The organism is Selenomonas ruminantium AC2024 (genome assembly GCF_000687995.1).
Lineage (GTDB): Bacteria > Bacillota > Negativicutes > Selenomonadales > Selenomonadaceae > Selenomonas_A > Selenomonas_A ruminantium_B.
The window spans coordinates 1959106-1985684 of record NZ_JIAC01000001.1; the positions used below are offsets into that span (position 1 = coordinate 1959106).

25 protein-coding genes and 1 riboswitch are annotated in these 26579 nt (G+C 51.6%); all 25 genes read right to left on the minus strand.

The features are described from left to right. Positions 1-86: 86 nt before the first annotated feature. The 25 genes from P157_RS0109320 to P157_RS0109440 all read right to left on the minus strand — a co-directional run bounded on the left by P157_RS0109320 (position 87) and on the right by P157_RS0109440 (position 26521). Positions 87-359 (minus strand): HU family DNA-binding protein, encoded by a 273-nt coding sequence (locus P157_RS0109320; RefSeq protein WP_369691821.1) that lies wholly within the window; start codon positions 357-359, stop codon positions 87-89. Between the two features lie 252 nt (positions 360-611). Next, on the minus strand, positions 612-2210 hold the full coding sequence (locus tag P157_RS0109325; protein ID WP_230578502.1) for a ribonuclease J: 1599 nt from the start codon (positions 2208-2210) through the stop codon (positions 612-614). 257 nt (positions 2211-2467) lie between these two features. Beyond that, positions 2468-3175, minus strand: coding sequence for a bifunctional phosphoribosyl-AMP cyclohydrolase/phosphoribosyl-ATP diphosphatase HisIE (hisIE, locus tag P157_RS0109330; protein ID WP_026760764.1), 708 nt, complete (start codon positions 3173-3175; stop codon positions 2468-2470). Further along, the gene (gene hisF, locus P157_RS0109335; RefSeq protein ID WP_026760765.1) at positions 3175-3945 is read right to left on the minus strand and encodes an imidazole glycerol phosphate synthase subunit HisF; all 771 of its coding nucleotides are present in this window, start codon (positions 3943-3945) and stop codon (positions 3175-3177) included. The genes hisIE and hisF overlap by 1 nt, the downstream gene beginning before the upstream one ends. 128 nt (positions 3946-4073) lie before the next feature. Continuing rightward, a complete protein-coding gene (locus P157_RS0109340; protein ID WP_026760766.1) occupies positions 4074-5039 on the minus strand; it encodes a type I phosphomannose isomerase catalytic subunit in 966 nt (321 codons plus the stop codon). Between the two features lie 66 nt (positions 5040-5105). Beyond that, entirely contained in the window at positions 5106-5483 is a 378-nt protein-coding gene (locus P157_RS0109345) for a hypothetical protein (protein WP_026760767.1), read from the minus strand. A 139-nt stretch (positions 5484-5622) separates the two neighbouring features. Beyond that, positions 5623-6813, minus strand: coding sequence for a methionine adenosyltransferase (gene metK, locus P157_RS0109350; RefSeq protein ID WP_026760768.1), 1191 nt, complete (start codon positions 6811-6813; stop codon positions 5623-5625). Positions 6814-6914: 101 nt separating this feature from the next. After that, a riboswitch (SAM riboswitch) is annotated at positions 6915-7017 on the minus strand. Positions 7018-7101: 84 nt separating this feature from the next. Continuing rightward, complete coding sequence (locus P157_RS15750) at positions 7102-7734, minus strand: hypothetical protein (RefSeq protein WP_026760769.1); 633 nt, start codon at positions 7732-7734, stop codon at positions 7102-7104. 11 nt (positions 7735-7745) lie between these two features. Beyond that, the gene (locus P157_RS0109360) at positions 7746-8045 is read right to left on the minus strand and encodes an STAS domain-containing protein (protein WP_026760770.1); all 300 of its coding nucleotides are present in this window, start codon (positions 8043-8045) and stop codon (positions 7746-7748) included. Positions 8046-8118: 73 nt separating this feature from the next. Further along, the gene (locus P157_RS14915; RefSeq protein WP_051598575.1) at positions 8119-10710 is read right to left on the minus strand and encodes a SpoIIE family protein phosphatase; all 2592 of its coding nucleotides are present in this window, start codon (positions 10708-10710) and stop codon (positions 8119-8121) included. 4 nt (positions 10711-10714) lie between these two features. Then, the gene (locus P157_RS14920; protein WP_026760771.1) at positions 10715-11521 is read right to left on the minus strand and encodes a hypothetical protein; all 807 of its coding nucleotides are present in this window, start codon (positions 11519-11521) and stop codon (positions 10715-10717) included. Then, entirely contained in the window at positions 11518-13269 is a 1752-nt protein-coding gene (locus tag P157_RS0109375) for an MATE family efflux transporter (protein ID WP_026760772.1), read from the minus strand. Before P157_RS0109375 ends, P157_RS14920 begins: the two co-directional genes overlap by 4 nt. A 159-nt stretch (positions 13270-13428) precedes the next feature. Then, entirely contained in the window at positions 13429-14352 is a 924-nt protein-coding gene (locus P157_RS0109380) for a bifunctional riboflavin kinase/FAD synthetase (protein ID WP_026760773.1), read from the minus strand. A 10-nt stretch (positions 14353-14362) separates the two neighbouring features. Continuing rightward, the gene (gene truB, locus P157_RS0109385) at positions 14363-15250 is read right to left on the minus strand and encodes a tRNA pseudouridine(55) synthase TruB (protein WP_026760774.1); all 888 of its coding nucleotides are present in this window, start codon (positions 15248-15250) and stop codon (positions 14363-14365) included. Beyond that, positions 15247-16197, minus strand: a complete 951-nt coding sequence (locus P157_RS0109390) for a DHH family phosphoesterase (RefSeq protein WP_026760775.1) — start codon at positions 16195-16197, stop codon at positions 15247-15249. The genes truB and P157_RS0109390 overlap by 4 nt, the downstream gene beginning before the upstream one ends. 6 nt (positions 16198-16203) lie before the next feature. Continuing rightward, positions 16204-16584, minus strand: coding sequence for a 30S ribosome-binding factor RbfA (gene rbfA / locus P157_RS0109395; RefSeq protein WP_026760776.1), 381 nt, complete (start codon positions 16582-16584; stop codon positions 16204-16206). A 34-nt stretch (positions 16585-16618) separates the two neighbouring features. Continuing rightward, positions 16619-19054 (minus strand): translation initiation factor IF-2, encoded by a 2436-nt coding sequence (gene infB, locus P157_RS0109400; protein WP_026760777.1) that lies wholly within the window; start codon positions 19052-19054, stop codon positions 16619-16621. Positions 19055-19074: 20 nt separating this feature from the next. After that, positions 19075-19395 (minus strand): L7Ae/L30e/S12e/Gadd45 family ribosomal protein, encoded by a 321-nt coding sequence (locus P157_RS0109405; RefSeq protein WP_026760778.1) that lies wholly within the window; start codon positions 19393-19395, stop codon positions 19075-19077. A gap of 2 nt (positions 19396-19397) precedes the next feature. Beyond that, positions 19398-19679, minus strand: a complete 282-nt coding sequence (gene rnpM / locus P157_RS0109410) for an RNase P modulator RnpM (protein WP_026760779.1) — start codon at positions 19677-19679, stop codon at positions 19398-19400. A gap of 1 nt (position 19680) precedes the next feature. Then, positions 19681-20817, minus strand: a complete 1137-nt coding sequence (gene nusA, locus P157_RS0109415) for a transcription termination factor NusA (RefSeq protein WP_026760780.1) — start codon at positions 20815-20817, stop codon at positions 19681-19683. Positions 20818-20859: 42 nt separating this feature from the next. Then, on the minus strand, positions 20860-21315 hold the full coding sequence (gene rimP / locus P157_RS0109420) for a ribosome maturation factor RimP (RefSeq protein WP_026760781.1): 456 nt from the start codon (positions 21313-21315) through the stop codon (positions 20860-20862). Positions 21316-21464: 149 nt separating this feature from the next. Beyond that, positions 21465-23411 carry an EAL domain-containing protein gene (locus tag P157_RS0109425; RefSeq protein ID WP_026760782.1) on the minus strand — a complete coding sequence of 649 codons (1947 nt, stop codon included), beginning with the start codon at positions 23409-23411 and terminating at the stop codon, positions 21465-21467. A gap of 83 nt (positions 23412-23494) precedes the next feature. Continuing rightward, positions 23495-24895 carry a sodium-dependent transporter gene (locus P157_RS0109430; protein WP_026760783.1) on the minus strand — a complete coding sequence of 467 codons (1401 nt, stop codon included), beginning with the start codon at positions 24893-24895 and terminating at the stop codon, positions 23495-23497. Positions 24896-25106: 211 nt separating this feature from the next. Continuing rightward, entirely contained in the window at positions 25107-25730 is a 624-nt protein-coding gene (udk, locus tag P157_RS0109435) for a uridine kinase (protein WP_026760784.1), read from the minus strand. A 53-nt stretch (positions 25731-25783) separates the two neighbouring features. Continuing rightward, positions 25784-26521: a hypothetical protein gene (locus tag P157_RS0109440; RefSeq protein WP_026760785.1), complete on the minus strand. Its 738-nt coding sequence runs from the start codon at positions 26519-26521 to the stop codon at positions 25784-25786. Between the last annotated feature and the right edge of the window lie 58 nt (positions 26522-26579).

Genomic DNA, 26579 nt, shown 5'->3' on the forward strand with positions numbered 1-26579 from the left:
ATTCTCTGAAAGTAATATAAATCCTGCAAAAGAAAATAAAAAGAGAGGACAACTCCCTAAAAGAGCTGTCCTCTCTAACCGTCAAATTAGTATTTAACGCTGGATTTGAAAGCGAGGCTGTCGCTAGCCTTGATTTCAATCGTTTCGCCCGTCTGCGGGTTGCGGCCGGAACGTGCATTGCGATGAGCCTTCTTGAAGGTACCGAAGCCAATCAGGCGGATTTCCGCATCAGCCTTAACGCTGTCCTTCACCGTTTCCAGCAGTGCGTCGATAACAGCTTTCGTATCTTTCTTGGATACGCCAGCAGCCTCTGCAACTTTGTCAACCAGGATGGTTTTGCTAATAACTTCTTTTGCCATAGTAGTAATCCCCTTTCAAAGTGCTAAGCAAAATGAAAAATCTCCCGATTTTTCATCAGCCCTTACACGAACTCTAAGCGACTCTGCGCCCCATGGGCTTGCCTCGCAAAGAATTCGCAGTAACAAGTCGTATTATAGCCGATAAATAAAGGCTCGTCAACTAAATAACAGAAATTTCTCTTGTTTTGTCGTAAATATATTGCATTTGTCACAAAAAAAAGCAGCCTTTTCAGGCTGCTTTTGGGTTCGCTATTATACTTCCTGAATGATTGGCAGAATCATCGGACGGCGGCGGGTCTTTTCAAAGAGATAACGGCCCAGAGCGTCACGGACGTTCGCCTTGATGGCTGCCCATTCCTTAACGCCTTCTTCTTCGCAGCGTTCCAATGCCTGCTCAACGCGGGCTCTGGCTTCGTCCATCAGTGCCTCAGACTCCCGTACATAGACGAAACCGCGGGATACGATATCCGGGCCCCCTACTACGGTGTTGGAGGCTCTATCCATGGCCACGACGATAATCAGGATGCCGTCCTGAGACAGCTGGCGACGGTCACGGAGCACGATATTGCCCACGTCGCCTACGCCAAGGCCATCAACCATAACCATGCCGGCGGTAACCTTGCCGGCTACCTGACCTTTGTCCTTGGTAAATTCAAATACATAGCCGTTCTCGCCCAGGAAGATATGGTCTTTGGCCATACCGAGTTCCTGCGCCAGTTTGGCATGCTGTACCAAATGATGATATTCGCCATGAACCGGGATGAAGAACTTCGGACGCACGAGATTATGCATGAGCTTCAATTCTTCGCGGCTGGCGTGACCGGATACATGAACTTCCTTATCCCGGCCATATACGACATTTGCCCCCAGGCGCATAAGATTGTCAATGGTCTTGGAAACGAGTTTTTCATTGCCCGGTATCGGCGTTGCCGAAATGATAACAGTGTCATCGGGAACGATGGTGACCTTGCGATGGTCAGACATAGCCATGCGGGTCAGAGCCGACATGGGCTCACCCTGGCTGCCCGTGGTGACGATAACGATTTGTTCGGGACGATAGTTATTGATTTCATCAATATCGATTATAGTTCCTTCCGGAGCGGTGATATAGCCAAGCTCCAGAGAGATGGTCACAACATTCACCATGCTGCGTCCCAGGATAGCTACCCGGCGCTTATAGCGCACTGCAGTATCGATGACCTGCTGGATGCGGTGAACATTGGAAGAAAAGGTTGCCACGATAATGCGGCTGCGTGCGCCGTGGAAGGCCTTGTCAAAAGATGCCCCTACGGTGCTTTCGCTGGGGGTATGGCCAGCCCGTTCTGCATTGGTGGAGTCCGCCATCATCAGGAGAACACCCTTGTTCCCCAGTTCCGAGAACCGGCGGAAATCCGTCATTTTCCCATCGATGGGCGTGTAGTCCAGCTTGAAGTCACCGGTGTGAACAATCATGCCCACCGGCGTCTTGATGGAAAGACCCACCGCATCGGGAATGGAATGGTTTACACGGATAAAGCCAACGCTAAAGCAGCCCACATTGATAATGTCCCCTTGCATTACCGAATGCAGATTGCTGGAATCCACCCCGTTTTCCTTGAGACGGCCCTCTAAGATGCCCAGCGTCAGACGGGTGCCATAGACCGGCACGTTGAGCTGCTTGAGCACATAGGGCAGAGCACCAATATGGTCCTCGTGGCCATGGGTCAGGACAATCGCCTTAATCATATCGCGATTCTCCAAAAGATAGCTGATATCGGGAATAACCAGGTCAACCCCCAGCATATCTTCTTCGGGGAACATGAGGCCGGAATCGATTACCAGAATCTCGTCCTCTACACGAACCACCGTCATGTTCTTGCCGATTTCCCCCAGTCCGCCCAAGGGAATAATCTGTAGTTTTTGTGCTTTTGCCAAAAATTACACCTCCATAATTCAGTTGTCTTCTTGCATAAAAACATTAATTCTTATATTTCATTGCGTCTGCGCAATCAAAGTCCGAACAATTCATTCCTTACTATTTTATCATTCAAAAGGCTATAATGCAACGAAAAAAGGACATTTCCCTGTCCTAAAGCAGAAAAATGTCCTTAATAAAGGCAAAATTGAGCTTATAAATCCGGTCTTACGCCGGTTTTGCCAGTAAATTTATGATAATTGCCTCCCTTGCGGCGACTCATGAGTTCATCGAGCAGCTGGTCCGGCGTCAGTTTGTGATAGGCCAGCAGCACCAGACAGTGATACCAGAGGTCGCCCATTTCGTAGAGCACTTCCTCGCTCTTGTTGTTCTTGGAGGCAATAACCGTTTCCACGGCCTCCTCGCCCACCTTTTTGAGAATCTTGTCCTGCCCCTTCTCAAAGAGATAGTTGGTATAAGAACCTTCCACAGGGTTCAGCTGACGCTCCTGAATGACATTGTAAAGGTCATTCAAAACCGTAGCCAGTGAAGTCTCCGGTTCCGGTTCAACAAGTGCCAGACTCTTTTCCTTCTCCTCCACCAGTTTGCGGCCGCTGAAGCAGGTATAGGTTCCCGTATGGCAGGCTACGCCCGTCTGGTGCACCTTAATCAGCAAGGTGTCTCCATCGCAGTCATAGGAGATTTCCCGCACCTTCTGCTTGTTGCCGGATTCTTCGCCCTTATTCCAAAGACGTTTGCGGCTGCGGCTGTAGAACCAGGTATAGCCCGTCTCAATGGTCTTCTGCAGGGACTCTGCATTCATATAGGCCAGCATCAGCACCTGGCCGTTTTCTTCCTGCACCACTGCCGGTACAAGACCCTTGTCGTCAAATTTAATCATGGAAATGTCAACTTCATTCATCAGAATCTTACCTCCACGCCCCGTGATTTTAGATATTCTTTGACCTGCCGCACGGTGAATTCACCGTAATGGAAGACAGAAGCGGCTAGTACCGCATCGGCCTTCCCCTCCGTCAGCACGTCATAAAAGTGCTCGAGTTTCCCTGCACCGCCGGAAGCGATAACCGGGACATTTACCGCTTCGGACACCGCCCGGGTCAGGGATATATCGTAGCCGTCTTTGGTACCGTCAGCATCCATACTGGTGAGCAGAATCTCACCGGCCCCGAGGTCAACAGCTTTCGTTATCCATTCCAGACAGTCAAGGCCTGTCGGCGTGCGGCCACCATTGACATAGACTTCCCATTTGTCCTCGCCGCTGCGGCGGGCATCCACGGCCAGTACAATGCACTGCCGGCCGAATTTTTCCGCGCCCTCCCGGATAAGCTCCGGATTCTTGATGGCGGCTGTGTTTACGGAAACCTTGTCGGCTCCGGCCTTGAGCATCCGGCGCATGTCCTCAATGGTGCGAATGCCGCCGCCGACTGTAAAGGGGATAAAAACCTGACTGGCACAGTCCTGGGCAACGTGTACGATGGTATCCCGCTTGTCACTCGAGGCGGTGATGTCCAAAAAAACCAGCTCGTCGGCCCGCTCCTTATCGTAACGGGCTGCCAGTTCCACCGGGTCGCCGGCATCGCGCAGGCCAACGAAGTTGGTCCCCTTTACCACACGGCCATCCTTAACGTCCAGACAGGGGATAATCCTCTTGGTATAAGTAGATGTACTCATTTAGCTCATATCCTCATCAAAAATTTACAAATTACTCCCCTATTTTACAATATCCGGCTTTAGTTTACAAGTTTACAGTGCATAAAAGCTGACAAGTCAAATTTGACATTTGACCGGTCAGCTTATTTTTACAGCTTGCTTAATATGAATTCTGCCTGACCAGTCACCTGATAACTGCCCGTGCCTGCCGGTACGAATACCGTATTGCCCTTGGCCAGCGTCAGGGTTTCCTTCCCGCAGGATAATTTTAATGCGCCTTCGAGCACCGTTAAGCTCTGGAAGGAATCATCCCCGGCATGCAGGAAGCTTTCGCCATGCAGATTGGCGTGGTAGACCTTGAAGTATTCACAGTCTGCCAGCAGTTTCACTTCCATATGGGGGAAGATGTCGATATCTGCCAGCGGCTTGGTTCCCCGTGTCGGAGGCTCCAATTTAGTTACGGCCAAAGCCTTCTCCACATGAAGCTCCCGGGGCTTGCCGTCAGCGCCTACCCGGCCATAATCATAAATGCGGTAGGTGGTGTTGGAGTTTTGCTGAATCTCGCAGATTAAAATGCCTGCGCCGATGGCATGCAGGGTACCGGAATCGATAAAGAACACATCTCCCTTATGCACCGGTACTTTGTTGCAGACTTCGAGCAGCGTGTTATCCTCAATGCGCCGCTGAAATTCTTCCTGACTGATTTTCTCCTTGAAGCCATAAAGCAGGCTGGCACCGGGCTCGCAGTCCACGATGTACCACATTTCCGTCTTGCCGTACTCCCCTTCCACCCGCAAAGCGTATTCGTTATCCGGGTGAACCTGTACCGATAAATCTCCTTTGGCATCGATGAGTTTAATCAATAAGGGAAAGTAATCAAAGGTTGCCGCTCGTTTGCCCAGCACGGCGTCTCCCTGTTCCTCCAGCCATTCTTTAAGAGTCTTGCCTTTGTCCGGGCCACTGGCAATGACACTGAGGCCTGCTTCATGGCAGGACAGTTCCCAGCTTTCCGCGACTTTATCTAAGTCCGTATTCTTGCCATATTCTTCTTTCAGGCGGGTGCCGCCCCAGAGATAGTCCTTCAAAGGTGCTTTGAGTAACAAGGGATATATCATGCAAAAACCTCCAACCATTTGTTTTAATTATCTCAAGATAATTATAGCATCATTGTCAATCAAGACTTAGCCCCATTCCAAAGCACCCATCCAGTCATCTTCGATGATTTCCGGCAGGTCTTCATCATGTAAAGGCAGGTTCAGCGGACGCAAATCCAGCTCTCTGGGCCGCCATCTGCGCACGTTTTCCTCTTCTTCCCCGGTCAGGAACTGGGGGGCAGAAATGCAGGACAACTGGCATAAGCCCAGGTCGCGAATCCACTCGTCGAGCCCGTTCTTAACCACCAGAGTCTGGCTTTCTGACATTGCAGGATTTTCCTTGCGTATTCTGGTATTCCCCAATGGGTCGAGCAAGATTTCCCCACGAACGGACTCCGGGGACAAGCCAAAGCCAAACAGCTCATCTTCTCCCACACGTCCCAAGCGCTCAATCCAAACCAGCATAGCAATCAGCTCCTCTCATAATTTGAGCAAATTTTTATCTCATTGTATTATGATTAGACATTTTTTCTACTTATCCTTCCTTTAAGGACGAAAAAATAAGCCCTTCCCGCAGGAAAGGCTTATGGAGCAAGCTATAAAATTACAGACCGGCTTCTTTTTTGAGCACGTCTGCCTTGTCCGTGTGTTCCCAAGGCAGGTCCACATCGGTGCGGCCGAAATGGCCGTAAGCAGCCGTCTGCTTGTAGATAGGACGGCGCAGGTCGAGCATCTTGATGATGCCGGCCGGACGCAGGTCGAAGTGCTTAGAAACGAGCTCTTCAATCTTTTCTTCGTCTACCTTGTTGGTGCCGAAGGTATCCACCATGACGGATACCGGATAAGCTACGCCGATAGCGTAAGCCAGCTGGATTTCGCAGCGGTCAGCAAGACCTGCAGCTACGATATTCTTGGCAACATAACGGGCAGCGTAAGCTGCACTGCGGTCTACCTTCGTGGGGTCTTTGCCGGAGAACGCGCCGCCGCCATGACGAGCCCAGCCGCCGTAGGTGTCTACGATAATCTTGCGGCCCGTAAGACCGGAGTCACCCTGCGGGCCGCCGATAACGAACTTGCCCGTGGGGTTCACGAAGATGCGGGTTTCTTCCTTCAGCAGGTCAGCAGGTACGACCGGCTTGATTACATGCTCGATGAGGTCATTGCGAATCTGTTCGAGCGTCACATCTTCATCATGCTGGGTGGAGATAACGATGGTGTCTACAGCCACCGGTTTGCCATCTTCATAGACGATGGTTACCTGCGTCTTGCCGTCCGGGCGCAGATAGCCCAGGGTACCGTTCTTGCGTACTTCGGTCAGGCGGCGGGCCAGACGCTGAGCCAGCGCGATGGGCAGCGGCATGAATTCCGGGGTTTCGTTGGTGGCGTAACCAAACATCATGCCCTGGTCACCGGCACCTACAGCCTCAGCTTCATCCATCTTGCCATCACGGGCTTCGAGAGCCTTATCTACACCCTGCGCGATATCCGGGGACTGTTCGTCCAGAGATACGAGAATGCCGCAGGTCTTGCAGTCAAAACCATAAGAAGCATCGGTATAGCCGATTTCTTCGACAGTGCTTCTGATAATTTTCGGGATATCCACATAGCAGTTGGTGGAGATTTCACCGACCACATGAACCTGACCCGTGGTTACGAGCGTTTCGCAGGCAACACGGCTCTGCGGGTCCTGGGCGATAATTGCATCGAGAATGCTGTCAGAAATCTGGTCCGCCATCTTGTCCGGATGACCTTCGGTCACCGATTCCGACGTGAACAGCATACGTTTTTTACTCATGTTTTTGCCTCCTTGTTGCTTAACAACTAACATACTGAATTGTCTCGTTTTCCATTGGGCAAAAAGAAAAGACTCTCAAAAATGAGAGCCTTTCATCTTCACTCTCATCTTATAGGCTTTGCCTAAAGGAATTGGCACCGTTTCGCTTTTGCGATGGTTGCCGCAGCTTCATTGGGCCTATCCCTCCACTGCTCTGGATGAGTTCATATTCAGCTTTATTGATGAAATAATCATACCCCATTCATTTGGGTATGTCAATAGAAAATATGAACATTATTCATTTTTCGCTTACTGTCCGTCGCGATTCAGCAGGAAATTCTTGCGGATAATCATTTCGATGCTGTTGCCTTTTACGGAAACTTTTATATCATCCGCAATATTGGCCACGATGGATTTTTCCAATTCGTCGAGCAGGTCATCAATGGCTTCGTCGTCGCCTTTTTCTTTTTGTTCCTGTACGTCCTGACGGTACTGCTGCAGGGACCACATGTAAATATCGGCGATGACCACGCCACCCATGCCCATGGCCTGAGAGTCACCAACGGCTACCGAGGCACCATCCCGCATATTGTACATGCTGTCCTCGATGAAGTCCTTGATTTTTCCCATGATGCCGACAGAGGCTTCATTGCGCTGCTGGGTCGAAGCGGAGATGAGCTCCTGCTTCTTGTCGTAATCCATGGGAGCTTCCGCCTGAAGATGCAGTTCACAGTTGCATTCCGGCGTACTTTCCATCCAAAAACTTGCGGAAAACTCATCCACGATGGCGCGCACCATGCTCATGGTTTCTTCAGCCAGCAGCCGGGCACGCCGGGCGCTGCGCTCGTCAAAGCCCATGAGGCGGCTGAAATCTTCCACTTCATCCAGCGCGTATTCCATGCCATAGCCGCGGCTGTTCACCTTTATTTTGCTGGTTTTCATAGAACCACCCCTTAGTCTTCAATCGTAAGGAAATCGATGAAGCCGGTCATTTCCAATACATCCTTGACGTCCTTATTGACATGGGTGAGCTTCATGAAGCCCTGTTTCTTCATGCGCTTCTGGGCCAGCAGTAATACCCTGAGGCCGGCGGAAGCCACATATACCAAATCTGTAAAGTCCAGCGTCAATTCCGTAACACCAGCCAGTTCATTTTGTACGACCTTGTCCAAATCCGGAGCCGTAACGGCATCCAGGCGTCCGGACAGGGAAATTTTCAGCACCGGGCCATTTTGTTCTTTTTTGATTTCCATAGAGAAGTCTCCCTTCGCTTGCTTATAGCAGTTACTATTTTTAATATTTCGCGTTATGTATGCTTATTTCCTGCTAGGATATATTTTTTCGTATTGTTAGAACGTTTTTTCCTTTCTCATAGGCATATGTTACTTCATCCACATTCTTTTTCACCAGGAAAATGCCCCAGCCGCCAATCTTTCTGTCCTCCAGCAGCATCTCCGGGTCCGGGTCATCCCGGTCCAGCGGATTATAGGGAATGCCTTCATCCTGAAAGATTAGTTCAATGCTCTTGGGAGAATTTGTCACTTTGGCCTGAATAACAGCCTGGCCGTGCTTGTCTTCATAGGCATAGCTGGCGATGTTGACAAAGATTTCCTCCACAGCCAGTTCCAGCTGTAACTGTTCTTTCGGCGATGGTTCCAGCGAAGAGAGCTGTTCTTCGACAAATTCATTGATCTGTGTAAGATTCTCCACCTGGGCTCCCACTATAATTTCCCTGGCTGTATCTGCTTCCATTATTTCGCCCCTTTCCGGTTGACCGCTATAGGAGAGCGCCAGCATGGTGATATCGTCTGACTGTTCAGCCTCTCCTACGTGTTTCTGTAAATCTTGCTGCACATGTTGTTGAATCTCTTTTAAGGGCATATCATCTGCCTGCATTTCGTTCAAGCACTTCAGCAGGCGTTCTTCCCCGTAGAGTTCCTCGTCTTCACTCAGGGCTTCCGTTACCCCGTCCGTGTAGAGGAACAGTTTATCTCCTGGCTCTAAGGTCAGTTCCTGACCGACATAATCCAATTCGTCCATGCCTCCCATCACGAAGTTCCGCTTTACATCCATATAGGCAAATTTCTTCTCCTTATGGCGGTAGACAAGCGGCGGATTGTGTCCAGCATTCACATAGACAAATTTGCCTGTGACAACATCAAGCATGCCGACAAAGGCCGTCACAAACATCATGGCGTCGTTGTTCTGGCAAAGCTGGTCATTGGTACAGGATACCACTGCGGCCAAATCGCTTTCCCCCGTCATGGTCAGGGCAAAGTTCTTGAGGATGGTCTTGGAAATTACCATAAAGAGAGCGGCTGGTACACCTTTGCCGGAAACATCGGCAATGGTGATGACCACATGGTTTTCATCGAGCATGTAGAAATCGTAGAAATCACCGCCGACTTCTTTGGCAGCATGCATGGTGGCGTAAATGTCAAAATCAAGCCGCTCCGGGAATGGCGGGAAGATATTCGGGAGCATGCTTTCCTGAATATTGGTGGCTACGTTGAGCTCCGTGGCAATGCGCTCCTTCTCCGCCGTGACCTTGGTCAGATTCTTCATATAGCTCTGCAGTTCATCGGTCATGGCGTTGAAGCAGATAGACAGATGCTCGATTTCGTCACCGGTTTTAATATCCAGCTTCTTGTCGAGGTTGCCGCTGGCAATCTCGCGCACACCGTCTGACAAGTCAAGAATGGGATGGACAAAGCGGTCCCCCATGCGCCGCCCCTGCCAGGTCACAGCCGCGATAATCAGCAGAATCAACGCCGCCATAGCTAAGATGACCTTGGTCATATAAGCGTCCATGCTGTCCACGTTTTTCTGGGCAATGGCCAGTACATCCTGCCGGGCCGCTTCTTCGGTTTTGAGGACTTCGGCACTGTCCAAAGCCGCGGCAAAGCTCCAGCCGGTCTGCGGCACCGGTGCAAAGGCCAGATAATATGTTTTATCGGCGATGTTTACAGCGCGGACGCCCTTGTCACCCTGCGTCATGACGCTTATCGCTGCTGCCAGTTCCTTGTCGGCCGATTGGCGCAGGTCCGTTTCCGGATTTATCTGCCGAAGCATCCCCGTATCGTCTTTGTAAAAAATCATGCGCCCGTCATCATCAATGACAAAGCAGGTCTGTGCCTGGGCATTTAAGACGAGATTGCTGATATTGTTCAGATAGGTGGACATGGCCACAACACCGGCAAAGTTGCCCTGCACCTTATAGGGCATCGTGCAGGCAATGCGCAGCTTGCCATTGAAACTGTCGGCGTAAACATCGGTGAAGGTGGTCTTGCCCTGCTCTTTGGCCAGCTTGTACCAGGGACGGCTCGTGCCGTCAAAGGGCAGCGGCGCAGCAGCTTCCGGGGAGGCAAAACGCTCCGCCGAATCCGCATCTACGGAAATGGAATAGCCATGCTCCGAGGCTGCGGTGATGGCGGTTCCTTCCCCATTCATCTGGGCCACCTGCATCATAATGTCCTGCAGATTAGCGACCAGTCCGACTTCTCCCTGCAAGGCTGCCCTGTCGGCCCAGGAAGCATATTCGAGCTGGGCCGCAAATTTTCCGGCATTATCCCGCCGGGGTTCATCCACATGACGCGGATGAAACTCGCCTGCATGTTCATGAATCCAGCTGAGCTCATTTCCCATGAGTTCGGTGCGGTCAGCAATGCGCCGCAGCTCCAGATTGATATAGCGGGATTTTTCATCCGCCAGCATCAGCAGACGGCTTTCCGCCTCATGCTTCAGGGTACTGCTGACGGTCTGGGCAGCTTCTTCACCCATTTCCCGGCCATCCTGCAGGGAGGTGTTCCGTGCACCCAGCATGCCCAAAAGGGCAATGCCTCCCAAGAGTAACAGGGAAACCACACTGCATAAAAACAACAGCCGCTGTACCTGCTGGCGAATACTTCTCCTCTTCATCGCCCTACCCCTTTCCTATATTCAGCGAATACCGTCTGTCATCCGTGCTGACCTGACCGGATATCCTGCCCTCTGTCACCATTTCTCCCTTACGCCAAATCTGGGCGCGAATAATCTGTCCTGACGGCTGGCCGATGGGAATATCCACATTTTTCCCCGTGAGAAATGAGACGGCAAGTCCTGCGGCCACAGTACCGCTGCCGCAGGCACTTTCGCAAATCATAGTATCCACTGCCGCTACTCTGACACAGGGAACAATGCGGCGCCGACCTTTGTCCTTTGTCACAAAGATTACGCCTGCCGCCGGTTCCTGCATCAAATCCAGCACCTGCAGAATCCTTACGGCCTGCTCTTTTATATTCGACGGCGACAGGCCTTGTACCTGCTTTTTATGGCAGGGCATAATTACCTGCACGATTCCCGGCAGGCGTACCAAAAAGAAATCCTCGCGGGCCTCTACCAGTTCATGAATCCTGTGGGGGCCGAGCATCTGGGCATAGACTTCGCCGCTCAGTGTCCGACCAGCCTTTAAGGCATGGCCGCCTGTGCCGGATACTTCCATTTTCAATTCGCCAGCCCTGTCCGCTAAATAAAAACTTGCCGCTGCCCGCAGGGCATTGCCGCAGAACTCGCCTCCCGCCATTAAAAGCTGCGTTTTTTTGCTGCTTAAAAAGCCCACCTGCTCGACCTGTGGGTGCAGCTTCATAATCTGGCGGGCCACAAGCCGCCGCTTTTGTGCATCCTGCTCCAAGGGCAGCACCAGGGCGGTGTCATTGCCGCTTGGACTGTATATCTGGTAGCTGTACTTCATTTTGGGCCACGCTTTCCTATCGTTACTATGGTGGTATTAAAGCCCAGAATACGGGCATATTCAATCTTCGTGGTCAGTTTGCGCACCATGAGCAGGCCAGAAAATTCTTCGCCCTGCTCATCAAGAAAATGCACGGGATTAAAGGGCTTGCCTGCATCCCGCACCTTTACCACAATCTCGCTCATGGGCTGCTCCTGCAGACGCAAGAATACGTCGATATGGCCATTCGTGCCCAAACCGCCATGTTCGGCAATATTGACGCAAAGTTCCTCTACGGTCACCTGTGCCGCATAAGATTGACGGGAATCCAAATCCGCAAAGCGGGCGCAAAATTCTTCCACGGCCTCGGCGGCCTCTGTGGCGGCTTCCACCGTAGCGGAAATGCTCGTTTCCCATACCGCAGAATTCTTTTCCTGCTGCATGAGGAGGAAACTATCCCGTCCCATCTTTCTGGCCTGCCGCCGCATATACCAGACGAGCCAGCCGATAGCTGCAACGGCGGAAATGGCTGGTGCTGCCCACATAAGTACAAGGCTGAACTTGGATAGCAGGAAGAACAGACCAATCACCAGCACGACACCTTCGAGCAAGGAGAAGATGGTAGCTGCTTTCTCCTGACGGGTGGCCTGATAAAAGGCTCGCAGAATAAACACATGAGCCAGCAGCAGCATATAGATAATGCTCGTGCGCAGGTAGAGAATAAGTTCCGGCGTGATGTTTTCCACGCCATAGAAGCGGATAAACTCCGCAGGAAAAATGAATATCAGCAGGAAAATCACCAGACACAGGCCAAAGGTCAGGCGCAGGGACCGCTTTAATACCTGCAGAACACCCTTCTGGTCCATTTCCCCGTAAAGAGCGCCGCAGACACTGGCAAGCGCTGTGCTGGAGCCATCGGCAAACATCAAAGCGTAGAGCAACGCTGCATTGCAGAGGGAAACGGTCAGTGCCCCCATATCTCCCAAAGTTTCCACGGCAATACCATTGACTGCCAGATTGCGCAACACGAGTCCCAAGGGAATCATGGCCATGGGCAGCCCCACCGCCATCACCCGACGAAAAATCCGCTGGTTATCGGCAGGAATGGCAGTCAAATGCCAGCTTCTGTCGGGACGGCGCAGATACGGTATGAGAAGCAACAAAGAACAGACGTAACCTGCACCCGTGGCCCAGCCCGCGCCGGCAATTCCCCAGCCAAAGACCGCAATGAAGAGATAGTCAAAGGCCAGATTGCAGATATTGGCCACGACGGGAATCGCAATGGCCAGTTTGTGCAGGCCCTCGAGCCGCAGAAAAGAGGACACGCCATTGGTTAAGATGAGCAACGGCCCTGTGAGCCACAAAGGCAGCAGATAATCTGCCACCGCTTCCTGCAATGAACTGTTCCCGGCCAGCAGGCTCGCCGTAGGCGATAAGAGCAAACAGCCGATGATGCCTAAAACCGTCATTGCTGCCGCGCCCCAGGCAATGGAAATGGTAAAGACCCGGGCACATGAAACCTTATCGCGGGCGCCAATAAATTGCGCTGCTAAGACAGCGCCGCCATCCACAAAGAGAAAGAAGAGTATATTGCGGGCATAGTAAACAGGTAACGTCAGATTGATAGCGGCAAATGCCGCCGGACTGATGAGCTGGCTCACCAGTATCCCGTCTACAATGGAGGCCAGATACAGGGAAACAATGAAGCCCATGGTAGAGCCAAGATATTCCATATACTTTTGCTGAACCAAAACACCATTGCGCTCCATCGTCAGCCTCCCGTCCTGCGCCGCAAAATTAAGTCATAACCTATGATTAAATTTCTACAATGTTTCTAACAAATCCTGCTACCTTATACATACGTATGAAGGGACAGGATATTACAGATAAATAAAAAATGACCCGTCAAAAATTGACAGGTCAAAATTTCAGTAACGCCAATAAGTTCTGGCTTTTTCCTTATCTTTTTTTATCTGCTTCACGAGCTGTTCCACGCCGCTGAATTTCACTTCGTCGCGGAGCTTCTCCAAAAATTCCACACCAATGAGCTTGTCGTAGAGATTTCCGTTGAAGCTGTCAATGTTGACTTCGATGCGGCGGTTACAGCCTGCGAAGGTGGGATTGTTGCCGATATTGGCAACGCCGTTGTAATATTTGTCTTGGAACTTGACGCCCACCGCATAGACACCGTTGGGCAGCATGACCCGCTGCTCGCTGATGGCCAGATTGGCGGTTGGAAAGCCAATGACCCGGCCGCGCTCGTCGCCATGAATCACACGTTCTATGAGCGTGAAGGGATAGCCCAGAAAATCGCTGGCGGTATGCAAATCGCCCTCTGCCAGCAGACTGCGCACGCGGGTGGAACTTACCGGCCGGCCATCCCGCAGGATGGCCGGGCATATCTCTGCCGTAAAGCCGTAAGTGTTCCCTTCCCGCAAAAGCATGCGCTGGGTGCCCTTCCCCTTGTAGCCAAAGGTGTAATTGGGCCCCGTCACCACATAATAAGGCGCCAGATTCATGCGCAGAATTTCCAAAAATTCCTCGGGACGGCGGCTGGCAAATTCCTTGGTAAAGGGCATGGCAATCAGAATGTCCACGCCGAGTTCCTCCAGCCGCTTTTCCCGCAGGATGTTGTTGCCAATCTGCGGCGGCATGGCCTGCGGAGCCAACACCGACAGCGGATGATTGCTGAAGGTAAAGACCACGGACTTGCCGTCAATCTTTTTGGCCAGCTCCACTGCCCGGCTGATGATGCTCTGATGGCCGATATGGACGCCATCAAACATGCCCAGCGCCACCGTCAGGCGGGGATATTTTTTGGTTAAATCTGTTAGTTTGTTGTATACTTCCACGATTTTCTCGTCACCGCCCTAAAACCTTCACCGGCAAAAGTTCTTCTCTTTCTTTATCGTAACGGCCTACGCCGATGAAATGACCGTCCGCATAAACCAGCAGGCTTTCCGTCTGGGCCGTAAAATTCTTCACGGTACTCGAAAGGCCGTTGCAGAAAGCCTTTTCCCGCTTGGGGTTCAAATCAAAACGCTGCATGGAGCTCAGGTATTTATCTGCAGGCAGCAGAGCCTGTTCTCCAGCTTCGGCAAGTTCTTCCAAAGTCAGCGCAGCTTCGGCCGTAAAGTCACCGACCCTGCGCCGCAGCAAAAATGCCATGGTGGCGGAAACGCCCAAGGCTTCGCCGATATCCTGACAGAGACTGCGGATATACGTTCCCTTGCTGCAATCGCAATCAATCAGCAGCATATCGTGGCTGTGCGCCAAGAGTTCCAACCGGTAGATGGTGACTTCCCGGGACGGAACTTCCACATCTTTGCCTGCCCGCAATAAATCGCAGGCCTTTTGGCCGTTGATTTTAATAGCAGAATGGGCTGGCGGCGTCTGCCGGATTTTGCCGGTGAACTTTTGCAGCACCTTTTCAAGGGTTGACATGTCAAAATCTGACCAGTCAGATTGACATGTCAAAATCTTGCCGGTGTCGTCACCGCTGTCGGTGGCAATACCCAGCTTGATTTCCGCCCGGTAGGTCTTATCCGTAATTTCGAGGTACTCGATAAGGCGGGTGGCCGTACCCACGGCCACAGGCAGCACGCCTGCCGCAGCCGGGTCTAAGGTACCGGCATGGCCTACCTTTTTGGTATGGAGCACCCTGCGGACATAGCCCACCACATCATGGGAGCTCATGCCGGGAGGCTTTAGGATGTTGAGAAAGCCGCTTACGGGCTTTACCTCCGTCACGATTCAGCCTCCACGACCTGTAAAATGGCCTTGATAAGGTCATTTCTGGCTTCCGCACAGTTCTTTTCAATCGAACAGCCTGCTGCCCGTACATGACCGCCGCCGCCAAACTGCAGGGCGATTTTCGTCACATCAATGCCCTTGGAGCGCAGGCTCACCCGGCAAAGCCCCGGTTCTTTTTCTTTCAGGGTAAAGGCGATATCCACGCCTTCAATGACCCGCACCATGCCAATAAGGCCTTCGGGGGCTTCATGTTCCTGCAGGGCGGCATTGTCTAGGCAGATACCAGCCACCTTGCCATCCGCCAGAAGTTCAATCTTCTGCAAGGCAAAGGCCAGGCTCTGTACTTCCGAAAGGGGACGCTGTTCGAGCGCTTCGGAAATAACATGAGGCTGCGCACCACAGGAAAGAAGGGCTGCTGCTACCTGCATGGTCCGCGGCTTGGTATTGGAGAAGCGGAACCAGCCGGTATCGAGGGCAAGACCCGTATAGAGGCACATGGCCATATCCTGCGTGCAGGGTACGCCCAGTTCTTCAATTAATTGGTAAATGATTTCAGCAGTGGCGGCCGCCGTTCCATCGAGATAGAGCTTATCAGCCTGACCGTCATTGGTGATATGATGGTCGATATTAAGTGTCGGAGCCTTGACGGCCTCCGCTACTTTGCCGATGCGGTCGAGGCTTACATCCACCGCCACCAACAGGTCAGCGGGGATGTTCTGCCCTTCCGCAGGTTTCCCTATAAGCTCATATCCCGGCAGCACAGAAAATGCTGCCGGGATATCATCATCGATGAAAACCTGCACCTCTTTGCCCAAATCCTTAAGTGCATGCATGAGGCCAAGGGAACTGCCGATGGCATCGCCATCGGGGTTCACATGGGCCGTAATCACAATGCGCTGTACAGCTTTTAAGGCAGCTGCCGTTTCCGTCAATGAAATATGCATCTGTTTTTACTCCTCAGGAGCAGATTCGGCGTTTTTCTCGCCTTCCTCTGCCTTGATTTTTAAGAGCAGTTCCTGGATATGCGCACTGTAATCCAGCGACTTATCCAGCGCAAAACTGATTTCCGGGGTTACGCGCAGGCGAATCCGCTTGCCGATTTCCCGGCGGATAAAGCCGAGGCTGCTGTTAAGCCCCATCCAGCAGGATTTGACCTGGGATTCATTTCCCATCAGGCTCACATAGACCTTGGCCTCCCGCAAATCTCCCGTACATTCCACGGAAGTTACGGTGACAAAGCCAATGCGGGGGTCTTTCAACTCCCGCAGGATAATCTGGCTGATTTCCTGCTTCATCAATTCCTGTACTTTTTCCACACGCAGCTGTCCCACAGTTACGCACCTCCTTCTATTTTAATTTTCGTCATTATTCCTCGTTTTCTTTGGCAGCACGAGCGGCGGCTTCTGCCTGACGCTTCTTGGCGGCCTCTTTGTTGGCTTCGTTGATATCCGTAGCGATTTCTTCCATGGTGTAGGCTTCGATGATGTCGCCTTCCTTGAAGTCGCGGTAGTCGATGATGGAAATACCGCATTCGTAACCGGCAGCTACTTCCTTCACCTCATCCTTGAAGCGGCGCAGGGAGTCAATCTCACCGTCGAACACTTCGATATTATCGCGGATAATGCGAATCTTGGAGTTGTTGAAGATTTTGCCTTCGAGTACGTAAGAACCGGCAACGAGTGCCTTGGAGAACTTCATAACCTGACGGATTTCTACGCGGCCCTGTACAACTTCCTTGTACTTGGGCTTGAGCATACCGCTCATAGCGTCCTTGACGTCATTGAGGGCGTCGTAGATGACGCGGTAGGTGCGGATATCCACATCTTCCGTATCAGCAACACGGCGGGCATTGGCATCCGGGCGCACATTGAAGGCGATGATGATGGCATTCGATGCCGAAGCCAGCATAACATCGGATTCGTTTACGGCACCTACGCCGGAGTGAACCACGCTGACGCGTACTTCGTCGTTCTTGTTGAGCTTGAGGAGCGAGCCGCAGAGTGCTTCGACAGAACCCTGTACGTCGGCCTTGACCACGATATTGAGGTCTTTGATTTCGCCTTCCTGAATCTGATGGAACAGGTCATCCAGCGATACCTTCTTGCTCTTGATGAGGTTGGTGCGCTGGCGTTCTACGCGGGCTTCCGCAATGGAGCGGGCCTGTTTTTCTTCGAGCACGGCCAGAATGTCACCGGCAGCCGGTACATCGTTAAGACCGAGAATCTCAACCGGTACAGACGGGCCAGCCTTCTTGACGTTGTTGCCGCGGTCATCCACCATGGCGCGAACCTTACCATAGGTCGTACCGCAGACAACGGAATCACCGATGCGCAGGGTACCATTCTGTACGAGTACCGTTGCCACCGTACCACGGCCCTTATCGAGCTTGGCTTCGATGATAACGCCGCGGGCATCGCGGTTCGGGTTAGCCTTGAGTTCTTCCACTTCGGCAACGAGCAGAACGTTTTCCAGAAGGTCATCAATACCAATCTGCTGTTTTGCCGATACGGGAACCATGATGGTATCGCCGCCGTATTCTTCCGGAACGAGGCCATGTTCCATGAGTTCCTGCTTCACGCGGTCCGGATTTGCGCCCGGCTTATCAATCTTGTTGACAGCCACGATGATGGGCACGTTTGCGGACTTGGCGTGGTTGATGGCTTCGATGGTCTGAGGCATAACGCCGTCATCGGCAGCAACCACGAGAATCGCGATATCCGTAATCTGGGCACCGCGGGCACGCATAGCCGTGAAGGCCTCATGACCCGGCGTATCGAGGAAGACAATCTTCTTGCCCTTGCAGTTTACCTGATAAGCACCGATGTGCTGGGTAATACCGCCGGCTTCGTGAGCGGATACATGGGTGTTGCGGATGCTGTCCAAAAGGGAAGTCTTACCATGGTCAACGTGCCCCATAACGGTAACAACAGGCGGACGGAGCTTAAGGCTCTTCGGATCATCCTCGATTTCGGGGATTTCCGTCGGGTCTGCATCAGGCGGCAGTTCTTCACAGGTCACGCCGAATTCGGAAGCTACGAGAGCTGCCGTCTCGAAGTCGATTTCCTGGTTGATGGTTGCCATTACGCCCATCATAAAGAGCTTCTTCACGACTTCTGCTGCCGTGTAGCTCATCTTGGAAGCGAGGTCCTTAACCGCAATCATTTCCGGCAGTTTGATGTGCTTCGGACGAGCGATTTCCATCTTCGGTGCCGGCTGCTGGTTGCCGCGCTTGTTGTTACGGCCCTTGCCGCCACGGCGGTCATTACGGCCACCGTTACGGTCGTTGCGTTCATTCCGGTCATTGCGGCCGTTCTTGCCACCACGACGGTCATTGCGCTCGTTCTTGTTGCGGTCATTGCGGCTGCCGCGTTCGCTGCGGTTGTCGTTGCGCTCGTTCCGGTCATTGTTGCTGCTGTTGTTATTGCGTTCATTGTGACCGTTGTTGCGGCTGCCACCTTCATGGCTGCGGTTCTGACCATTGCCGTTGTTATTGTTGTTATGGTTTACAACCTTGCGCTGGCCGTTATCATGCTTCTCATGATTGTGGCTGGCGCTCTTTTCTGCCGGCTTAGCCTTGGGAGCTTCTTTGACTTCCTTGGGCTTGCTTTCCTTAGCCGGTGCAGCCTTGGCAGCAGGAGCTGCGCTCTTGTTATAGTGCTTCTTCAGGGCTTCACGCTCGGCATCCCCGACACTGCTGAAATTATTTTTAACGGCAAAATTTGCCTTCTGTAAGACTTCCAAAACCTCTTTGGTTTCCTTGCCGAATTCTTTAGCCAATTCATAAACTCTAATGTTGGACATTAATCCACCCCCGAATTATTTCATAGCGTTTCCTCCATAAGCTGGCGAAGTTTTTTCGCAAAGCCGTCATCCGTCAATGCGGCAACGGCACGAAATTCTTTGCCTAAGCATGCGCCTAAAGTCTCACGGTCGAGACAGTAAACATAAGGAATCGCGAATTTATCTGTTAATGCAATGAAATTTTTCTTGCTTTCTTCTGCGGCATCACCGGCCAGCAGGACGAGAACCGCCTGCTTTTTCTTCACGGCCTGTTCCACGGCAAAGGCCCCGGAAACAATGCGGCCGGCCTTCTGAGCCATGCTCAGAAGATTAACGATGCGCTGCGTTCTTGTAATTGCCATATTCAGCCCTCAGCTTCCGGCAGCTCTTTTAATTGCTGCTCCAAAAGCTCATATACTGACTTGTCAATCGGACTCTTGAAGGAACGCTCCAGCCCCTTGCTCTTGCGGGCCGCATTAAAGCATTCCATTTTGGGACATATATAGGCGCCCCGGCCGGGCTTTTTCCCCGTGGTATCCACGGAAAATTCCCCTTCGGGACTGCGCACAATGCGGATAAGCTCCCGTTTCGATTTGCTCTCCTGGCAGCCTAAGCACATGCGCTGGGGTATCTTCTTGGTTTTCACCTTATTCACCCTCTGCGGTGAAAGCTTCGTCGCTCTCCACTTCCACTTCGTTCATGTTTTCGTCCAGTTCTTCATCAGCAGCCTGGCTTTCGCTCTTGATGTCGATTTTCCAACCCGTGAGCTTAGCAGCGAGGCGGGCGTTCTGGCCTTCTTTGCCGATGGCCAGGGACAACTGATAGTCCGGAACGACTACGCGGGAAACCTTTTCGGCTTCGTTAACGGCAACGGATACAACCTTGGACGGGCTCAGCGCGTTAGCGATGAACTTCGCCGGGTCTTCGCTCCATTTTACGATATCGATTTTCTCGCTGCCGAGTTCGTCAACGATGGCCTGCACGCGCATACCGCGGTAGCCAACGCAGGAACCAACGGGATCCACGGATTCGTCCTTGGACCAGACGGCAATCTTGGAACGGTTGCCCGGTTCGCGGGCTACGGACTTGATTTCCACAATGCCTTCCTGAATTTCGGGAACTTCCAGTTCAAAGAGGCGCTTGAGGAGCCCCGGATGGGTACGGGATACCACAACCTGCGGGCCCTTGTTGGTCTTCTTGACTTCTACGATGAAGGCCTTGATGCGGTCGCCATGGCTGTAGGTTTCGGTGGGAATCTGTTCTGCCGGAGTCAGCACGGCTTCCGTCTTGCCCAGGTCGATGAACACATTGCGATTTTCTACGCGCTGTACGAGGCCGGTCAGAATATCGCTTTCGCGGCTCTGGAATTCCTCGTAAATCATGCCCCGTTCTGCTTCGCGGATGCGCTGTACAACCACCTGCTTAGCCGTCTGGGCAGCCACGCGGCCAAAGTTAGCCGGCGTCACTTCGATTTCGATAACATCGCCCACTTCGTATTCCGGACGAATGGTGCGGGCCTGTGCCAGCGAGATTTCCGTAATTTCGTCAGCGGCATCCTCCACCACGGTCTTAACGGCATACACATGGTACGTGCCCGTATCCCGGGACAGGGTAACGCGAACATTCTGAGCGGAGCCGAAGTTGCGCTTGTAAGCCGTAATCAGAGCAGCTTCAATGGCTTCAAATAAGAATTCCTCATCAATGCCACGCTCCCGGCTCAATTCCCGCAGAGTCTCCAGGAACTCCTGCCCGTTATCCTTCGCTTTCGTAGTTCTTCTTGCCAAAATTCTAATCCTCCCAAATATATCAGGCCAAGTGACTCAGCCTTAAAAATCAATATGCAGGCGAATCTGTGCCGCCTTACTCAGTTCAATGGTGATTTCATCATCGAGGGTGAACTTTTCACCGTCAAAGCCGGTGAGTACCCCCGTGAGGTTTTTCTTGCCGTCCATAGGTGCATAGAGTGTCACATCCACGGCCTTGCCCTGCTCCCGTTCCAAATCCCGGGGCTTTCTGAGCACGCGGTCAATACCAGGCGACGATACCTCCAAAATATAGGCATCGGGAATGATATCCTTTTCATCGAGCATTACCTCCAGCTTTTCGCTGAGTTCCTGGCAATCCTCAATGTCAATGCCGCCTTCTTTATCGATGTAGACACGCAGATAGTAGTCCGTGTACTCCTTGACATACTCCACATCCACCAGTTCAATGACGTCCTGGCCGGTTAGAAGTTCCTGCACCATGAGCTCTACGGATTCTTCAATATTCTTTGCTGCCATACATCCACCTCCCTATACATCTGATTTGCTTTCAAAACATAAGAGTAAAGAGTGGGCTTTCACCCACTCTTTAGCATAAAATACTTTAAGATTTAACTATTAGAGTATACCACGCCTGCGCCCAGCTGTAAAGGCTTTGCAGAATTTTTTTACGTCAGCCAGTCATAATCGCGGTGTTCCTGTAAGAATACCAGCAGTTCTTCTGGCGGCAAAGGACGGGAAAAATAGTAGCCCTGCTCGTAATCACAGCCCATCTTGGCAAGCTGCTGGGCCATATGCTTGTCCTCCACCCCTTCGATGATGATGGTCATCTTATCCTCCTGGAACATGCGGACGATGTGCAGGAGCATGTTGCTGGCGCTGCGGAAGTAAGACCAGACGAGCTGCATATCAATCTTTACCATGGCAAAGGGCAGATTCATCACGCGCACGAGATTGGAACTGCCCGCTCCAAAATCATCGAGCAGGAAGCCCACGCCGCAATTTTTCAGACGGCGCATCTGCTCTAAGAGCGAATCCATATCGCCAATGGCAGACTCGGTGACTTCGAGCCGGATTTTATCCATGGAGATGCGGTGCTGCATCGCAATGCGCTCCAGTTCATCCCCCAGACTGTAGTTCATGCACTGTGCCGGGGAAAGATTGACGGTCAAAAATTCAATGCCGAGCGAATCCAAATCCGTTTCGCTGACAAACTGGCAGGTCTTGGCAAAAATCTGCCGCCCCAGTTCCATGATTTCCCCTTCCGTTTCTGCCAGCGGAATAAACTCAGCCGGTGGAATAAAGCCGAGCTGCTCATCCCGCAGACGGGCCAGTGCCTCGAGTGCGGTAAGCTTTCCCGTATGGACATTGTACAGAGGCTGCAAGTGAATTTCCAGCGACTTATCCCGCAGGGCCTTCCGTAACTGCAGGCGAATCTGCTCCTGCCGTTTCAGTTTTGTCAGCAAGGCTTCGTCTGCCACATAAACCATGGCGTTATCCCGCCGTTCTGCTTCGACAAAAGCCTGCTCCAGCCCCAGCTCCACGCTGCGGACGGAATTCTTGGGCACGCCCTTGGAGATAAACACCAGATTGATGGGCAGCGGCACCTGAGCACCGCCGTTTTCCGACCAAGCATAATGGAAGCGCTCCTGAATTTTGATGGCCAGATTCTGGATATCGTTGTATTCGGCATCATGATTCAGCATGACCATCTGGCCATTGCCCAGATAGAACACATAGAAGCTGCGAAATTCGTGGGTAAGCCAAAGGCCGATTTCCCGCAGGCTCTTATACATGGTTTCCGAGCCATACACGGTTTTATAGGCGGAATAATTCTTGATGCTGATGCCAAAGCAGGAAAACTGCCGTTTATGCAGTACAAAATCCATCACCATTTCGGTAAAAGCGGCTCTGTTCAGCACGTCTACCACTCTGTCCCGGAAGGAGTCCGGATTCTGTGTGGTAAGATAAATAATCAGGATAGCCAGCAGGCTGAAATAGCTGGTAACCAGTACATGCATAAAAGCATGCCGATAAATAATCCCCACGGCCAGAATCACATTGCAGATGTAAATACCTGTCTTGGCCTTGAACACCACATCTTTCCGGCAGACAAGCATCAGGAGTACCGAAGCTATGATATAAAACCAGGTGCTGAAATAGATGGAATTATACCAGCCGAGGTTATGATAGCCTGTCACCGGGTCCATGGTAAAAATCGTCCCGGCCCATGGCGTGGAAAGAATAAGCCCGCAGACAAATAACGCCGGCAAGGCAAGAATCAGGGTAAACTTGCGTCCCCAACGGGAGGCTGTATCCACCACCGAAGCCGCATAGTCAAATAACCCCCAGCCGCGGATAATAAAGGCTAAAAAATAAGCAATATTCAGCGCATAACTGAGCGAAATCGGATATTCCTGCCATACTTCGTTCAGTTCACAGGCAATAATATCCGTAACCGTCATGATGATATTCATGACCATGACCAGCATAAAGCTGCGGCTTTGCCGGGTAGGCAGCTGCTGGCGCATGATATAAACGATCATCAGAATAACTTGGATTGGAATGGTCGCTAATGCAAAATCGTAATTATAGTCACTGAGCCAAGTCCACATAAAAATTCCCCTTGTCCTTAATCATATCTTTTTATTATGATATAATTTCGCCAAGGGGAATTTAATTTCCTGCTATTCAATATTTAATTAATTACACCGAAAGCCTGCAGGGCCAGAATCACCATGATAACCGGCGCCACATAGCGGATAACCACCCGATAGAGGCCTTTGCGCGGCATTGTGCTGCCATCGGCTTCCATCTCGCCGATAATCCATTCCGGCTTCACGAGCCAGCCGATGAGAATAGCGGACAGGAATGCGATAATGGGCATCATGCAGGCGGTGCTGATGTAGTCCATGATATCCAAAAGCTGTCCGGTGGAACCATTAGGCAGACCAACTTCCACATAGAAGAGGCTGTAGCCCAGTGCGATAATGACCGTAACCACCGTATAGAAGGTGCTGACAACCAGTGTTACCTTCTTGCGCTCGGCATGGAAGATTTCCATGCAGTTAGCCACGATAGCTTCCAATACGGAAATGCAGCTGGTCAGTGCGGCAAAGATTGCCATGAGGAAGAAGGCGGCCCCGATGATAATCCCCACAATGCCAAGGGAGTTAAAGACCTTGGGCAGAGACACGAACATGAGTTTCGGGCCTGCTGCCATACCTTCCATCCCGGAGAAAGCAAAGATGGCGGGAATAATCATCATACCTGCGAGGACTGCCACTGCCGTATCCACAATGGCAATCTGCGATACGGACTGATTGAGATTTACTTCCTTCTTGACATAGGAACCATAGGTAATCATGATACCCATGGCAACCGACAGCGAGTAGAACATCTGGCTCATGGCATCCAACACAATCTGGATGTACTTGCTAAGCGTCATGCCTTCAAAGTTGGGCAGGAAGTAAATGGCCAGCCCCTGCAGACCTGTTCTGACGGTGCCATCTGCGTCATGGACTTCCAACGTCAAAACGTACAGGGAAATCAAAATAACCGTGACGAGCAGAACCGGCATGATGATGCGCGAAGATGCTTCAATCCCCCGCTCTACCCCGCGGTAAACGACAAAGGCCGTCGCCAGCATAAAGATGGCGGCATAGATGCCGGACTCCACAGGATTCGTGATGAAGCCCACGAAGTAATTGTCCTGAGCTGCCGCAGCGCCGGCTCCCGTCAGGAACGTCACTGCGTACTTGGTAATCCAGCCCCCGATAACCGCATAATACGTCATAATGATTGCCGGTACGAAAAAGGTCAGGATACCCAGGAATTTCCAGCCCGGTTTCATGGCTCCATAAGCCTTGATGGAACTGAGCTGTGTCTTACGGCCGATAGCCAAGTCCGAAGACAGAAGTGCGTAACCAAAGGTCACAAGCAGAATCAAATACGTCAGCAGGAAAATTCCGCCGCCATCCTTCGCGGCAAAATACGGGAAGCGCCAAAGATTGCCCACGCCTACGGCGGAGGCGGCTGCCGCTAGCACGAAGCCAAGCTGGCCGGAAAAGCTGCTGTCCTTGCTGTTTTTCTCGTTCATATACATCACCTCTAATTCTTGATAAGAACATTATACACCTTTACAGTAATTTGTAAAGTATTTTATTATAAAGATATACTTTTGTGTTTCTAAAAACGACATTACGTTAAGCACATAAAAGAAAATCAGCCGTAATCCATGCCAGTTGGACAGGGATTACGGCTGATATGGCCTCTTTTATATTACACACAGAGAATACAACTGTCTATTCTCAATCTTCATCAGGATTTTCCAAAATAGACTCAATCTTGGTCTTCATCACATCAAAAGCCACATCATTGAGGCCGCTGTTGAGGACGATATCCGCCACATTGCGGGTGGGTTCCACGTAGAGATAGTGCATGGGCTTAACCGTGGCCAGATAATGCTCAATGATGTCCTGCAGTTCACGGCCACGCTCATCCATATCGCGCACCACACGGCGCAGGATGCGTTCATCGGCATCTGCTTCAACGAAAATCTTGATGTCAAAGGCATCGCGCAGGCGCTCATCCTGGAAAATCAGAATGCCTTCCACGACGATAACCCGGCTGGGATGAATGGTAATGGTTTTATCCGAGCGATTGTGCTGCGTAAAATCATATACCGGACACTTGATGCTCTTGCCGGCTTTGAGCTTCTCTAAATGCTTCACCAGCAAATCCGTTTCCAGGGCCTGGGGATGGTCGTAGTTAATCTTTCGTCTTTCTTCCATCGATAACTTATCATTAGCCCGATAGTAATTGTCATGGTATATGACCGTTATGTTTTCACCAAAAAAGTTTTTCAAGCGATTGGTAAAGGTGGACTTGCCCGAGCCGGAGCCGCCCGCAATACCAATAATCGTTGTCTTCATTTGGTGCAACACCTCCTTTGAATACAGCATTAGTAACGATTATAGCACAAAATTTATTCCGCCGCCAGTATTTCATAAAGTTCCATCATTTCGCGGATGCGTTTTACCTCTGTAGCACTCAAATCGTGATGCCGGGATTTGCCGCCGCTGTGGTAATACACAATGGAACCGCCCCCCGTAGCCAGAATACGCTTAAAGGCCGCCATTACGTTGGGGGCAGCCGTCAGGGAATAGCTCTCTATCAGCCACTCCGCATCCGAAGCCATGTGCTTATTGATGCGTGTATAGTCCAAAGGCACCGTGGTCGTTTCACCGCCCGCCACAATGTCCAAGAAATCGCCATTAATCCAAGCCGTTTGCAAAGGGTCATTGATGTGATAAAAGTAATAGATCTCGTAGGCCATGGCCGCCTTGACGCCTCCCGCCATCACGAAGGGACGCAGATAAACGCCAGGCTCCGGCTTCTTGGGCCAATTATACTTATAGTAGGTGATGCCGTTGATGGTTTCTTCCTTCATGGCCTCTTTGAGTTCCCGTTCTTTCTTGCGCCGCTGTTCCCGCTTCTGTCGTTCCTGTTCTTCGGCCTGTCTGCGCAGTTCTTCCTCCTTGGCCTTCTCCGCCTCGCGCTGCAGCTCCTCCGGAGTCTTTTCCTTTTGCTGCTGGAGCTGCGCTTGCAATTGTTCCTGATGTAACTTTTGCTGCTGGTCAAAGTAGAAATACGCGCCTATGCCTGCGGCCATGATGATGATATAGACAATCACTGCGCCAATGATGATGCTGGTTTTTTTCACAAGCCTCACCTCGATTTCGCTTGCTTTATCTTTCCATATAGCAAATTATTCTACAAAG